10 protein-coding genes are annotated in these 13761 nt (G+C 47.4%); 3 read left to right on the forward strand and 7 right to left on the reverse strand.

The genetic code is table 11. The features are described from left to right. Positions 1 to 123: 123 nt before the first annotated feature. Together AR442_RS18860 and AR442_RS18865 are read right to left on the reverse strand one after the other, a co-directional pair. Positions 124 to 1035: a diacylglycerol kinase gene (locus tag AR442_RS18860; protein WP_014417122.1), complete on the reverse strand. Its 912-nt coding sequence runs from the start codon at positions 1033 to 1035 to the stop codon at positions 124 to 126. A gap of 152 nt (positions 1036 to 1187) precedes the next feature. Further along, on the reverse strand, positions 1188 to 4331 hold the full coding sequence (locus AR442_RS18865; RefSeq protein ID WP_029973738.1) for an efflux RND transporter permease subunit: 3144 nt from the start codon (positions 4329 to 4331) through the stop codon (positions 1188 to 1190). 128 nt (positions 4332 to 4459) lie between these two features. Here AR442_RS18865 and AR442_RS18870 point away from each other — a divergent pair, with 128 nt between their 5' ends. After that, positions 4460 to 5308 carry a TetR/AcrR family transcriptional regulator gene (locus AR442_RS18870; protein WP_021495171.1) on the forward strand — a complete coding sequence of 283 codons (849 nt, stop codon included), beginning with the start codon at positions 4460 to 4462 and terminating at the stop codon, positions 5306 to 5308. 63 nt (positions 5309 to 5371) lie between these two features. Here the strand turns inward: AR442_RS18870 and gatB are convergent, their stop codons facing one another. Genes gatB through gatC form a run of 3 tightly spaced genes read right to left on the reverse strand, consistent with a single transcriptional unit; the run spans position 5372 to position 8578 of the window. Next, entirely contained in the window at positions 5372 to 6802 is a 1431-nt protein-coding gene (gene gatB, locus AR442_RS18875) for an Asp-tRNA(Asn)/Glu-tRNA(Gln) amidotransferase subunit GatB (protein WP_003155730.1), read from the reverse strand. A 13-nt stretch (positions 6803 to 6815) separates the two neighbouring features. Continuing rightward, a complete protein-coding gene (gatA, locus tag AR442_RS18880) occupies positions 6816 to 8273 on the reverse strand; it encodes an Asp-tRNA(Asn)/Glu-tRNA(Gln) amidotransferase subunit GatA (RefSeq protein WP_007408915.1) in 1458 nt (485 codons plus the stop codon). Between the two features lie 14 nt (positions 8274 to 8287). Further along, complete coding sequence (gatC, locus tag AR442_RS18885; protein ID WP_003155732.1) at positions 8288 to 8578, reverse strand: Asp-tRNA(Asn)/Glu-tRNA(Gln) amidotransferase subunit GatC; 291 nt, start codon at positions 8576 to 8578, stop codon at positions 8288 to 8290. Between the two features lie 421 nt (positions 8579 to 8999). On the opposite strand from gatC, the gene putP reads away from it, so the two are divergent. Together putP and AR442_RS18895 are read left to right on the forward strand one after the other, a co-directional pair. Continuing rightward, a complete protein-coding gene (gene putP / locus AR442_RS18890; protein WP_007408914.1) occupies positions 9000 to 10478 on the forward strand; it encodes a sodium/proline symporter PutP in 1479 nt (492 codons plus the stop codon). A gap of 120 nt (positions 10479 to 10598) precedes the next feature. Further along, positions 10599 to 11291 (forward strand): MgtC/SapB family protein, encoded by a 693-nt coding sequence (locus AR442_RS18895; RefSeq protein WP_003155735.1) that lies wholly within the window; start codon positions 10599 to 10601, stop codon positions 11289 to 11291. 37 nt (positions 11292 to 11328) lie between these two features. Here AR442_RS18895 and AR442_RS18900 read toward each other — a convergent pair whose 3' ends face one another. Beyond that, entirely contained in the window at positions 11329 to 12324 is a 996-nt protein-coding gene (locus AR442_RS18900; RefSeq protein ID WP_053285246.1) for a phosphotransferase enzyme family protein, read from the reverse strand. A gap of 237 nt (positions 12325 to 12561) precedes the next feature. Next, positions 12562 to 13758, reverse strand: coding sequence for a CamS family sex pheromone protein (locus AR442_RS18905; RefSeq protein WP_014417115.1), 1197 nt, complete (start codon positions 13756 to 13758; stop codon positions 12562 to 12564). Between the last annotated feature and the right edge of the window lie 3 nt (positions 13759 to 13761).

A 13761-nucleotide genomic window follows, 5' to 3' on the forward strand; every position in this document is an offset into this window, starting at 1 on the left:
ATAGCCTTGTTTCAGCGTGCTGGCAAACCTTCAAATTCAATGTCAGCCTTCAAAGGTTTCCGATCACGCTGAAAAGATGACAAAATCCTAAAACGAATACTGTTTTAGGATTTTGTCCGCGTATTAATCATCCAGCTGTTCCGCTTTCTCCTTCGGCATGATGACGTGAATATGCCGGTACAGGTTCACGAATTCGCCCGGCAGCATGCCGCCGTACTCGCCGTCCAGGTTCAGCTGCATCTTTTCTGATACATTGACTTTCACACGGTTCGCTTTTGTGTAAATAATGTGCTGATCGTTAATATGATCGCCTCTGAGCGCCATGCTCGCGACTCTGATAAACTCCGCGAGATTGGCTTTTTTCAAAATAATCAAATCAAACATGCCGTCATTCAGGCTGGAATCAGGGGCCAGTTTCTCGAATCCGCCGACCGAGTTGGTCAGCGTCACTAAAAACAGCATAATTTCGCCTTGAAACAGCTTGCCGTCATATTCAATCTCGACTTCTGTCGGTCGAAGTGAAGGCAGCATTTCCATTCCCTTTAAATAATAAGCAAGCTGGCCGAGCATCGTTTTCAGTTTGCTTGGCACATCATACGTCAGCTCCGTCAGACGGCCTCCGCCGGCGATGTTGATAAAATACTGACCGTTCACCTGTCCGATGTCGATCGGGCGGGCCACGCCGTTAATGACGGTATCAGCGGCATTCAGTATATTCTCTCTCGGAATGCCCAGCGCTCTGGCGAAGTCATTTGTCGTGCCGACCGGAATGATGCCGAGTGTCGGTCGTGTGTCTAACGGCGCGAGGCCGTTGACGACTTCATTAATCGTTCCGTCTCCGCCGGCAGCGATAATCAGGTCAAACTCCCGCAAAGCGGCTTCTTTTGCGGCGTGGGTGGCATCCCCCGCGCATGTGGTGGCATGGGTGGAGGTTTCATAACCGGCTTGTTCAAATTTTTGCAGGACCTGGGCAAGATTTTTCTTAAAAAGCTCCCGTCCTGAAGTCGGATTGTATATTATGCGTGCACGTTTCATTATCTCATCATCCTACTTAAGAGTATCCGATCCATTATTAACACTAACAACCTTTAATTATACTATGACTTGAGAAAATCGCAACAATATGTACAGGAATTCCCAGAAGAAAAAAGGCCCCGGCTCCGTTTAAGGAGCCAAGGCCCGCTGTCTTACTCTTCTTCCGTTCCAGGTTTTTTCTTACGGAATTTCGCCAATACTTCATATACGATCGGCACAATCAGAAGGGTAAGCAGAGTCGAACTGATTAAACCGCCGATAACGGTGACACCGAGTCCTTTAGAAATGACCTGGCTTCCGCCTTCGAAGCCCAGTGCCAATGGAAGCAGGGCGCCGATTGTCGCGATCGCCGTCATCAGAATCGGACGTAATCTCGTAGAGCCGGCTTCCAGGAGCGCTTCTCTCGTCGATAAGCCTTCCGCTTCTTTATGGATGACGCGGTCAATTAAGACAATCGCGTTTGTGACGACGATTCCGATCAGCATCAGCATACCGATCATGGCATTCAGACTGATCGTCTCTCCGGATACATACAGGCCGGCTAATGCGCCGATGACTGTAAACGGAAGCGAGAACAGAATCGCAAACGGCGCTAATGCTCCGCCGAACGTGATCACAAGAACGAGGTATACGATGGCGATTGCGGCAAGCATCGCTAAGCCGAGTTTCGTAAAGGAATCAGCAATATCCGCTGATACACCGCCGGTATCAATCGATACATTGTCCGGCTTATCCAGTTTGTCAACTTTCTTTTGAACGGCTGATGACACCTTCGTGACGTTGTCAGAAGTGACGGTTGCCGTTACGTCAGCGTACACTTTGCCGTCGCGTTTGGAAATGGTATCGGATGTCGTGCCATTTTTCACTTTCGCCACATCGCCGATTTTTACTTCTTGGCCTGCAGGCGATGTGATGGTTTTATCCTCTAATTCTTTTACACTCTTATACTGGTCTTTTTCTGTTTTGATGTTGACGTCAAGCTCTTTGCCGTCCTTTTTCACCGTTGTCAAAGGAGACTGTGACGTTTGGGACATCAGGGCTTGGGAGATTTGCGAAGCCGTCAGGCCCTGCTTGCTGAGTTTCTCCTGGTCAGCGGTGAACGTGTACTCATCATATGTGCTGGAAAGGCCTGAGTTGACGTCTTTCAGATCTTTCTGCTTTTTCATGATGCTTTCGATGTCTTTGACCGTGCCTTTAATATCAGACTCTGAATCTCCGTACACATAGTACGTTAATTCGTTGTTGTTGCCTGACGAACTGAAATTTTGTGATTTCCATTCGCCGCGGCTGGATGTTTTTTTGATTTCTTTTAAGACATTGTCTTTTTCTTTGTCAAAATCAGGCGTGTCATCCTCGTATTTCACGTAGAACAATGCGCCGTTTGAGCTTCCGCCGAGCGGACTTTGCGAGCCTAATGAATACTGAACGGTATCGACATGTTTGCGTTTAAGCAGCATGTCTTCCGCTTTTTGCGCAGCTTTTTCAGCTTCGCTTTTCGTTTCGCCCGGTTCAGGCGTGTATGTGAGCTGCATCGTTTTGTCCGCTTGCGCAGGCAGGTAGCTCGCGCCGATCAGAGGTACGAGGAACAAACTGCCGACAAGCATCAGAACCGCGATGATAGATGTAATCCATTTATGTCTTAATGACCAATTCAGCACTTTTTTATAGAAATTGGCCAATCTGCCCGGCTTATGCTCTTTCGCTTTAACAGGCGCGCCTGTGAGCGATTTTTTGAATAAGCTGTGCGCAAGCATCGGCACCAGTGTGATCGAAATCAACAGTGATGCGGCAAGCGCGAAGACGATTGTTAATGCAAACGGCATAAACAGTTCGCCGATCTGTCCGCCGACCATGGCAAGCGGCAGGAATACGGCAATGGTTACGATCGTTGATGACATGATCGGTTTAAACATTTCTTTCGTCGCTTCACGCACCAATTGCTTCCCGCGTAAAGGTTCATCTTTCAGCCTCATGCGGCGGTAAATGTTTTCGATCACGACAATCGAGTCGTCGACTACCCGTCCGATGGCGACCGTCATCGCACCGAGCGTCATTATGTTTAATGTGACATCAAGCTGATTCAGCACGAGAAGCGCAATCAGCAGTGACAGCGGGATGGAAATGATAGAAATCATCGTTGATTTAATATCTCTTAAGAATAAGAGAATGATCACGACCGCAAAAATCGCGCCGAAAATCGCTTTGCTTAACATCGTATCCACCGACTCTGTAATCGGCTCTGCCATATCAAGAGTCGAGCTGTACTTGAACCCTTTGTGGTCTTTTTTGTATTGATTCAGTTCATCTTTAATCGCATCGGCCACTTCTACCGTGTTGGCGTCATTGGCTTTTACGATATTAATTCCGATGCTGTCCTTTCCGTTCGTGCGGGAAATGGATTCAGCTTTTTTCACATCTTTAATGTCGGCAATGTCAGAAAGCTTGACTGTCGGCACCCCTGCTGCCGCGCTTTGCTGTGCCTGCTGCATAGCCTGAGCGTCCGCCGCAGATGCCGCACCGGCTCCGCCCGCTTGACCTTGAGCGGCAGAAGAAGATGTGACCGGAATTCTCATATCTTTCAGATCTTTAATTGACGTAATATTTCCGTTAACGACAACTGATTTTTCTTTGTTGCCGAATGTGTACAATCCAAGCGGCGTATTGACGTCAGAGCCTTGGATCACTTTCTTGACGGTATCTTCATCAAGTCCGTACTCTTTCATTTTTTTGTCTTTGAAAGAGAACTCCACCTGCTCTTCCTGCTGTCCGGAAACTTGCACGGACGCAACGCCCTGAATGCCTTCAAGCTTAGGAACGAGAGTGTTTTCCACATTTTTGGTCAGGTCTTCAAGCGAGCTTTTGCCGCTTGTCACACTGAGCGTCAAAATCGGGAAAGAGTTGAGGCTGTAACGGGAAATGTCAGGTTTTTTCGCGTCGTCAGGAAGGCTGACACTGTCCAGCGCTTCAGCGACTTCGGTTTTCGCCTTGTCCATATCCTTGCTGTAATCATATTCAATCATAACCGATGAGACGTTTTCAGAAGATGTGGACGTTACGACGCTCACTCCTTCTAAATTCTGGACCGCCTGCTCGATCGGTTTTGTCACGTCATCCGCAACTTGACTCGGAGCAGCTCCGGGATAAGTCGTATTTACTGAAAGGTAAGGCATGTTGACGTCCGGTATGGATTCCTGCTTCATATTCATACCGGCATACAGCCCTGCTACAGTAACGATAATCGTCATCAGCCAAACTGCGAATTTGTTCTTCAGTACAAAGTTAATAATGTGGTTCATCATGTCCTCCGTTAATTTTTATTGACTGACTGGTCATTCTATATAATACTAAACGGTATAACTCAACATCGTCAACTAATAAGGCAGTAAATTTTTCTAAATTTTTCAGGATTAAGGGGAAGCACGTCATGAACGAAAAAAAAGAGAAAATCATAAAAACAGGCATCCATTTATTTGCCAAAAAAGGGTTTTCTTCAACAACCATTCAGGAAATCGCCGGTGAATGCGGAATTTCAAAAGGAGCCTTCTATCTCCATTTCAAATCAAAAGAAGACCTTTTGCTGTCAGCATGTGAGTATTACATCGGCATGTCCATGGAAGAAATAAAGAAAATCAAAACAGAACATCAGCATAAACCGCCTAAGGACGTATTTCGAAAACAAATCGCTTATCAATTCCAGGAATTTATGGAGCACAAGGACTTTATCATTCTCTTGCTGAGCGAAAAGGTCATTCCTGAAAATCAAAAGGTCAAGCAGTATTTTCATGAGGCCAATATTCAATTTAACATGCTGTATCGGGATGCGTTGCTCTCCGTTTACGGAGATGCCGTCACACCGTTTATAGCGGATGCGTCCGTTATGGCGCAAGGAATTGTGAGCTCCTATATTCATTTCTTGATTTTTAATGAACATACGGCATTCCGGACGGAAAACGTGGCGGCCTTTCTGATTGCCAGAATCGATGATCTGATTACGGGACTGATAAAAGACAACCCCGATCCGCTGCTGCCTGAGGATATCTTCACTCAGCCCGCGGCGGACAGAGAAAGACTGCTTGCGGATATTCAAAAGATAAAAGCACAGCAGGGGCTGCCTGAGGACGTCCTCGTATCGCTTGAAGTCATTGAAGAGGAATGCGCAAAGGAAGAGCCGCGAAAACCGATTATTAAAGGAATGCTGTCCAACTTGGCAGGCAGCGGAAATGAGCAGATTGAAACGCTGCGGGCTTCCATTGAAACCTATTTCAGCTTATAAAAAAAAGAGACCGGCGCTTACCGGTCTCCGTGTCAGCAGCGCCCTTAGAGGCGGCTGCTTTTTTTATCGTTTTTTGATTTCTTCAAGTAAGATCTTGTTGACCATCGGCGGGTTGGCCTGTCCTTTTGAGGCTTTCATAATCTGCCCGACAAGGAAGCCGATCGCGCGGTCTTTTCCGTTTTTGAAGTCTTCAATTGACTGCGGGTTGCTGTCAAGCGCATCTGTTACCAGCTTCAGAAGCACGCTTTCGTCAGAAATCTGCACGAGGCCTTTTTCTTTGACGATTTTTTCTGCGTCGCCGCCTTTTTCAATTAATTCTTTAAAGACTTTCTTCGCGATTTTGGACGAGATGGTTCCTTTTTCAATCAGCTTAATCATGCCGGCAAGGCCTTCAGGAGTCAGGGCGACATCCTCAAGCTCTTTTTGTTCGGCGTTCAGGTAAGCTGAGACTTCACCCATCAGCCAGTTTGATGCCTGCTTGGCTTCTGCGCCTTTATTGACCGTTTCTTCGAAGAAATCAGCCATTTCTTTCGTCAGCGTCAGAACCATTGCGTCATAAGCAGGCAGGCCGAGCTCTTCGATATAACGCTTGCGGCGCTCGTCCGGAAGCTCAGGAATGGTTGCTCTTACGCGTTCTTTCCATTCGTCATCAATGTAGAGCTCGACAAGGTCAGGCTCAGGGAAATAACGATAGTCGTCCGAACCTTCTTTGACACGCATCAAAATGGTTTTTTTCGTCGCTTCATCGTAGCGGCGCGTCTCCTGCTGAATGACTCCGCCTGACAGAAGCACCTGCTCTTGGCGTTTTTCTTCATGCTCAAGTCCTTTTTGCACGAATGCGAAGGAGTTCAGGTTTTTCAGCTCCGTTTTTGTGCCGAATTTCTCCTGGCCGATCGGACGAAGGGAAATGTTGGCGTCACAACGCAGTGAACCTTCTTCCATTTTACAGTCGGAAACGCCTGTGTATTGGATAATTGATTTCAGCTTTTCGAGATATGCGTAAGCTTCCTCCGGTGTGCGGATATCCGGCTCAGATACAATCTCGACAAGCGGCGTGCCTTGGCGGTTGAAGTCAACGAGGGAATAGCCGTCGCCCGTATGCGTCAGTTTTCCCGCATCTTCTTCAAGGTGAAGACGGGTAATGCCGATTTTTTTCGTTTTTCCGCCGACTTCGATTTCGATCCAGCCGTTTTCGCCGATCGGCTTGTCAAATTGAGAAATTTGATATGCCTTCGGGTTGTCCGGATAGAAATAGTTTTTCCGGTCAAACTTCGTATCCGTTGCGATTTCACAGTTCAAAGCCATTGCGGCTTTCATCGCGAATTCAACCGCTTCTTTGTTCAAAACGGGCAGCACGCCGGGATAGCCGAGGTCGATGACGCTCGTTTGGGTATTCGCTTCCGCGCCGAATGGCGTCGGTGAGCTTGAGAAAATTTTAGATTTTGTTTTTAATTCCACATGGACTTCAAGTCCGATTACCGTTTCAAAGTTCACTTCATTTCACCCCTTACAGTTCAGGTTTCGCTTTATGATGATCTGTTGCCTGCTCAAAAGCATGAGCGACGCGGTATACAGTGCCTTCATCGAAGTGTTTTCCGATGATTTGCAATCCGAGCGGCAGCCCGTCCGCAAATCCGCACGGCACGCTGATTCCCGGCACACCCGCGAGGTTGACAGGGATCGTTAAAATATCATTGGCGTACATTGTGAGCGGATCGCTGGTTTTTTCGCCGATTTTGAATGCCGGTGTCGGCGTTGTCGGTCCGACGATGACATCGTATTTCTCAAATACGTCTTCAAAATCTTTCTTAATAAGCGTGCGCACTTTTTGCGCTTTTTTGTAATACGCGTCATAGTAGCCGGAGCTGAGCGCGAAGGTGCCGAGCATGATGCGGCGCTTCACTTCATTGCCGAAGCCTTCTGAGCGTGTCTGTTTATAAAGGTCGATCAGGTTGTCCGCATTGTCTGAGCGGTAGCCGTAGCGGATGCCGTCAAAGCGCGCAAGGTTTGCAGACGCTTCGGAAGAAGACAGCAGATAATACGTCGCAAGCGCGTATTTGCTGTGCGGCAGAGATACTTCTTCCCATGTCGCTCCGAGGTCTTCAAGCACTTTTAAAGCGGCTAAAACCGATTCTTTCGCTTCTTTGCCGACGCCTTCTCCGAGATATTCTTTCGGTACGGCGATTTTTAAGCCTTTAATATCGCCAGTTAATGAAGAAAGAAAATCCGGCACTTCGACATTGGCGCTCGTAGAGTCCATTTTGTCCGGGCCTGAAATCGCCTGAAGCAGGAATGCGTTATCTTCTACGGTTCTTGTGATCGGCCCGATCTGGTCCAGTGAAGACGCAAAAGCGACCAAACCGTAACGCGACACGCGTCCGTATGTGGGCTTTAATCCGACGACGCCGCAGAAAGAAGCCGGCTGGCGGATGGAGCCGCCCGTATCAGATCCGAGTGAAAACGGCACTTCGCCCGCGGCAACCGCAGCTGCGGAACCGCCGCTTGATCCGCCGGGAACCGTATCGAGATTCCAAGGGTTTTTCGTCGCTTTGTACGCGGAGTTTTCAGTAGAAGAACCCATCGCGAACTCGTCCATATTCAGCTTTCCGATCGTGACGGCTTCAGCGGCTTGAAGGCGCTCCACGACCGTCGCATCGTAAATCGGATCGAAGTTTTCGAGGATTTTGCTTGAGCATGTTGTGCGAAGCCCTTTGGTCACGATGTTGTCTTTGACGCCGATCGGCATTCCGAAGAGAAGACCGTGTTCAGACCGTCCGTCAACCGCTTCGTCAAGTTCTTTCGCGTAAGCGCGGGCTCTTTCTTCATCAAGCTGTAAAAACGCCTGCACCTTATCATCCACGGATGCGATCCGTTTGTAAGATTCATCAACAAGATCGGAAATCTTGATTTCTTTTTTATGTATCATTTGTTTCAGTTCTGTGATTTTGTGATCAAATAATGACATACTGTCTCCCTCCTTTAATCCAGAATAGATGGCACACGGACATAGCCGTCTTTATGATCGGGAGCATTTTTCATGACATCCTCGACCGGAAGGCCTTTACCCGCTTCATCTTCTCTCATTACGTTTTTCATTTTCAGCACGTGTGTTGTCGGTTCCACGTTATCCGTGTCCACTTCATTAAGCTCCTCGGCAAACGAGATGATGCTGTCAAGCTGTTCTGTGAACATTTCAGCTTCTTCATCCGTAATGGCGAGTCTCGCCAAATGAGCGACATGCTTTACTTCTTCTATAGAAATTCGTGACATAAGATCCACCTCCGCATAATTCTCCGTTTCGTCATATAATACTGATCATATCAAAAATGAGCCCTCTAAAGCAACAAAACGCCGCCTTCTGAGGCATGATGAAACCCTCTCTATTTTATCCTAAATCGGGGAGAAAGAGAAACGAATTATATGTCAGAAAATTTTTACTTTTATAATTTATTGGTAGCGTTTTCATCTCTAAGCTGTTCTATGTTGGCGGGGATTTTTTCCTTGAGCGGGCCAGGTTTCGAGAGTTGATTGATCGGGGATACTTTGTTAGGTTTAGTAACCATAGCCAGCACTAAATCATGCGATCCGCATGGAATGATGACTAAAGGCTGGATCGCCGGCGCATATTCCGGCACTACTAATCTACAGAGGTGATGCAACATTTACATGAAAGAAGAGAGGGTCCAAAAACGTGAGTATTGAATTAATTATATCTCTTGGCATTTACTTTGCTGCCATGCTGTTAATCGGCTGGTACGCATTCAGGAAGACAACGAATATTAATGATTACATGCTGGGCGGAAGAGGACTAGGCCCGTTCGTAACGGCGCTGTCCGCAGGTGCGGCCGATATGAGCGCATGGATGCTGATGGGAGTTCCCGGCGCAATGTTCGCAACGGGGTTATCGACCTTATGGCTGGCGCTCGGTTTGACGATCGGCGCGTATTCAAATTATCTGCTGCTTGCTCCGAGGCTGCGCGCTTACACGGAAGTTGCGGATGATGCGATTACGATTCCCGATTTTTTCGATAAACGGTTCCGCCACTCGTCATCATTGCTGAAAATTGTTTCCGCCGTGATTATTATGATCTTTTTCACACTGTACACATCGTCCGGGATGGTATCCGGAGGCAGGTTATTTGAATCGGCATTCGGCGCCGACTACAAATTCGGTTTGTTTTTAACGGCCGGTGTTGTTGTGCTTTACACGCTGTTTGGCGGTTTCCTCGCTGTCAGTCTGACTGACTTTGTACAGGGAGCGATCATGTTTGCGGCATTAGTGCTTGTGCCGATCGTTGCTTTTACCCAGCTCGGGAGCGTTTCAACGACGATTGATTCGATCAACGCCGTTAACCCGAAACTATTGGATATCTTTAAAGGCGCGAGCGTCATTAGCATTATTTCTTATTTGGCATGGGGACTGGGCTATTACGGCCAGCCTCATATCATCGTACGATTTATGGCGATTAAAGAAGTGAAAGATTTAAAACCCGCCCGCAGAATCGGGATGAGCTGGATGGTTATTTCAGTTGTCGGTTCATTGCTTACCGGGATTATCGGGGTTGCGTATTCTCATCACTTCGGGGTCTCCGTAAAAGATCCGGAAACGATTTTCATTATTTTTTCTAAAATCTTGTTCCATCCGCTGATTACGGGCTTCTTGCTGTCCGCAATTTTAGCGGCGATCATGAGTTCCATTTCCTCACAGCTTCTCGTAACGGCAAGCGCCATTACGGAAGATTTATACCGCGCCTTTTTCAGACGGGAAGCGAGCGATAAAGAATTGGTCATGACCGGACGCCTGTCGGTATTGATCGTGGCCGTTATCGCCATCCTGCTTTCCATGAATCCGAACAGCACCATTCTTGATCTGGTCGGATATGCGTGGGCAGGCTTCGGTTCGGCTATCGGCCCGGCGCTCTTGCTCAGTCTGTACTGGAAACGGATGAATGAATGGGGAGCGCTTGCGGCGATGATTACCGGGGCCGCGGCCGTTTTAATCTGGATCACGACAGGGCTTGCCGCTTCAACCGGCGTATACGAAATCATTCCGGGGTTCTTCCTCAGTCTGATTGCCGGTATTGCCGTCAGCCTGCTGACCAAAAAACCGGCCGATGCTTCTTATCAGCTGTTCAGCCGGATGGAAGCTCTTTTGAAAAACAAGAAATAGACAAAAAGCCGTCAGATTTTATCCCTGACGGCTTTTTTCTTCCGCACTTGTCCTGCTATAAATACTGTGAGAAAATCATATCAATTTATTATAAGAAAAATTGCGGAGGTGCTGTGCAAATTGAGCTGGCCTATCGAACCAGACATTTTATTAAAGCTGGGCATTGCCACGCTGATCGGCATGATCATCGGTCTTGAACGCGAGCTGAAAAACAAACCGCTCGGCCTGAAAACCTGTATCGTCATCGCCGTCAGCTCCTGTATGCTGACGATCGTCAGCATTAATGCGGCATATCATTTCCCAAAATATTACCGTATCATGATGGATCCGCTCCGCCTTCCCGCCCAAATCATTTCCGGCGTCGGTTTTATCGGTGCGGGCGTGATCCTGCGCAAAAGCAATGACGTCATTTCCGGCCTGACGACATCGGCTATCATCTGGGGCGCAGCCGGGCTCGGTCTGGCGACAGGCGCCGGCTTTTATAAAGAGGCGTTCGCAAGCCTCTTGTTTATCCTGATCAGTGTCGAATTTCTTCCGTGGCTGATCAGAAAAATCGGTCCCAACCGCTTGAAGGAAAAGGATATCCGCGTGAGAATGTCTCTTTCCGATAAAGACAAAATGACCGAGATTTTAAAAGAAATGAAAAGCAAACAGCTCCGCATTCACTCCGTCCGGATTGATGATCTGGGTGAAAAAGAATTTCCGATTATGGAAGTGAAAGTCAGTGTTCACAAAAACCGCTACACCACTGACGTCTATTATGATATTAAAGAAATTCAGGGTGTCGTCGGAGTGAAGTGTGATACGCTATAAAAAAACGCCGGGCTGGATTCAGCCGGCGTTTTTCTATTTATACGAATGCAGAAAAGTTATACTCCGTAATCGGGGTTTCGTTTTCGATATCGCGCCTGAAGGTTTTCAGCATCTCAAGTTCCTCGTCCCCGAGTGCATTGAGGTCAAACGCCTGATGCAATAATCCGTAGATCAGCATATGGCGCAGCCGGAGAAAATCCGGGATGTGTTCAAGCCAGGCGGGGTCAAGGTCATTTTCTTCCCTGTAGCCTTTCATAAAGTGTGTCATGAATTCACCCGTAAACGCGGCCTTGTCTTCATACGGGATGACCGGATACCACAACATGTTGTACAGCAGAATACTGATATCATTCACAAACCAATTGTAGCCGGTATCATCAAAATCAAATGCAGTGATTTTACCGTTGTCCCAATTGAAATTGCCGTGGTGCAGATCGGCGTGCACAAGGCCGTAGTTTTCAGGATTCTTCGGCAAACGGCGCAGTTTTTCCATTAGAGCATCCGCCCGCTCAAATACGAGATGCTGATCTGCGGGCACGTATTTTCTCAGCTTCAGCTGCTCCTCTTCATCCCATTCCTGCCTTTTATATGCCGGATCGCTCAGACAGTAGCTTTTCGTCAGCCGGTGCATGTTCCCCGTGTATTTTCCAAGCTCGTAAAACAGAGTTCCGTTCCAGTCTGATTCCTCCACTTTGCGTCCGGGCGCTTTTTCATAGACTCTTACTAAAAACGCTCCGCCTTTTCCATCCGGCACTTCTTCGACATCTCTGCCATTTAATGAAGGAATCGGTTTTGCTGCTGAAAGCCCTCCCTTTGCCAGATGATGAAGCCATTCCATTTCTCCGAGAATATATTCCGGTGTTCTTCTGATCGTATGCGTAATTTTTAAGATATAAGGTTCGTTATCTTTCACAATTTCATATACGTAGTTCTCTGCGTCCGCGATAAATTGAAACTTGGTAAAGCCGTATATTTCACCGGCCTCAGCCAGTACCTTATCTTCCTCAAAAATCGCTTTAATATCTTTATGCATGCTGATTCACCCTTTTCATAACGTTTGTAGGCGGTGTGTGTACTCAGCAAATGTCATTCATCAACATTCCTGCCCTTCTTTTTTCACAGCAGATTCGTAACATCCGCTTAGAAATGAAATGTGTTTTCCTGTTAATTCCTAATTATACAAATATCTTAACATACCTCATCCCTCTCTCCAACGATATTCACAATAAAAAAACCCTTGCTCATACAGAAATGAACAAGGGCATCTTGGTTAATCGTAAATATGGACGGTCGGTTCTTTGTCACCCGCATTGCGGACGATCAGCGCTTCCTGGCCGTCAGACGAGGTAATGTTAATTTCGACATCAACTGAGCTTTTTGAATAATAATCCATCAGCTCACCTGTTAAGTATTGGGTAAAGGCGATAACTTCGCTTTTCCCGTAAAATTGCATCGGGATTTCAATCTTCATTTTTCTCATTTCATCGTTTTCGTACATTGCCGTTCCGACGACTCCGGTGTAATTCGGGAAGTAGCTGTCGATGGCGTTTTTGAAGCGTTTAAACACTTCGGAATCATCAGGGTATTTCTTTGCCGTGTCTGTATCCGCCGGATAGAAGACGTACTTTTCTTTGACATCATCCCAGTTTGAAATGGTGGATGAGCCGGCCTTGACTTCTGTTTTCGCAATGTAATTCCCCGGCACGATTGATGTTTTCGGCGCTTGTTTATAAAGGGCGACGGTAATCGGCACATTTTTCAGGTTATCCATTTTCCGAAGGCGGTTAACGACTTCCTGGGCGATTTCTTCACCGTGGCTGCGGATCGTTTTGTCACTGAGCTCCACTTCCTGCTGCGGATCACCTGTGTTTTCGCGGTAATAGTAAACAGAGTTGAGAGCGAGACCGATCATGACACCGCCAAGCTGGATGGAATTTTTATCTTTTCTTACTAAGTAATCCTGTTCAAGCATAGACGCTAAGTAAATCGGGCTGTTTTCATTTTTCTCTTTTGCCGATCCCGAGCTTGGCAGCACCGGGTTTAAGCCGAGATTCTGAAAATTGGCATCTGCCTTTTTCGCCTTTTTCAGATCACTGCCCTCTTTTTTGCGGTCAAGCCAGCTGAGTACCGTGTCCTCATCTAAATACTGGCCTTCCTGATACAAATAGTCATCCGTCGGGAACGTGTCTTGAGCGAGCCGCATCAGACCCGTCTCGAATTCATCGATGTCCAGCCTCGTGTTCAGCCGGTCCGCGGTCAGGCCGCGCGCTTTTCCGGCCTTAAACGGAAGCACCATTTTATAGTAGGAATCAGAGATATTATATTTCGGTATGATCGCTTTTTCAGAAGACTTTGCCGTTTTCTGCGTGATCTCTTCCTCTTTGTTCCCCCCGAAACTCGGCGAACAGGCCGACAGCATGAGTACTGCCGCCGTTGCCGTCGCCGCCAATGCCAACATCTTTTTCAATAG

The sequence above is a fragment of the Bacillus velezensis genome (assembly GCF_001461825.1).
In the GTDB taxonomy this organism is placed as follows: domain Bacteria; phylum Bacillota; class Bacilli; order Bacillales; family Bacillaceae; genus Bacillus; species Bacillus velezensis.

What these genes read in the sequence shown, in the direction of transcription:
- gatC (WP_003155732.1), bottom strand. Translation starts at nt 8,578, where the DNA reads ATGTCACGAATTTCTATAGAAGAAGTAAAGCATGTCGCTCATTTGGCG.
- AR442_RS18860 (WP_014417122.1), bottom strand. Translation starts at nt 1,035, where the DNA reads ATGAAACGTGCACGCATAATATACAATCCGACTTCAGGACGGGAGCTT.
- AR442_RS18865 (WP_029973738.1), bottom strand. Translation starts at nt 4,331, where the DNA reads ATGAACCACATTATTAACTTTGTACTGAAGAACAAATTCGCAGTTTGG.
- AR442_RS18900 (WP_053285246.1), bottom strand. Translation starts at nt 12,324, where the DNA reads ATGCATAAAGATATTAAAGCGATTTTTGAGGAAGATAAGGTACTGGCT.
- AR442_RS18870 (WP_021495171.1), top strand. Translation starts at nt 4,460, where the DNA reads ATGAACGAAAAAAAAGAGAAAATCATAAAAACAGGCATCCATTTATTT.
- gatA (WP_007408915.1), bottom strand. Translation starts at nt 8,273, where the DNA reads ATGTCATTATTTGATCACAAAATCACAGAACTGAAACAAATGATACAT.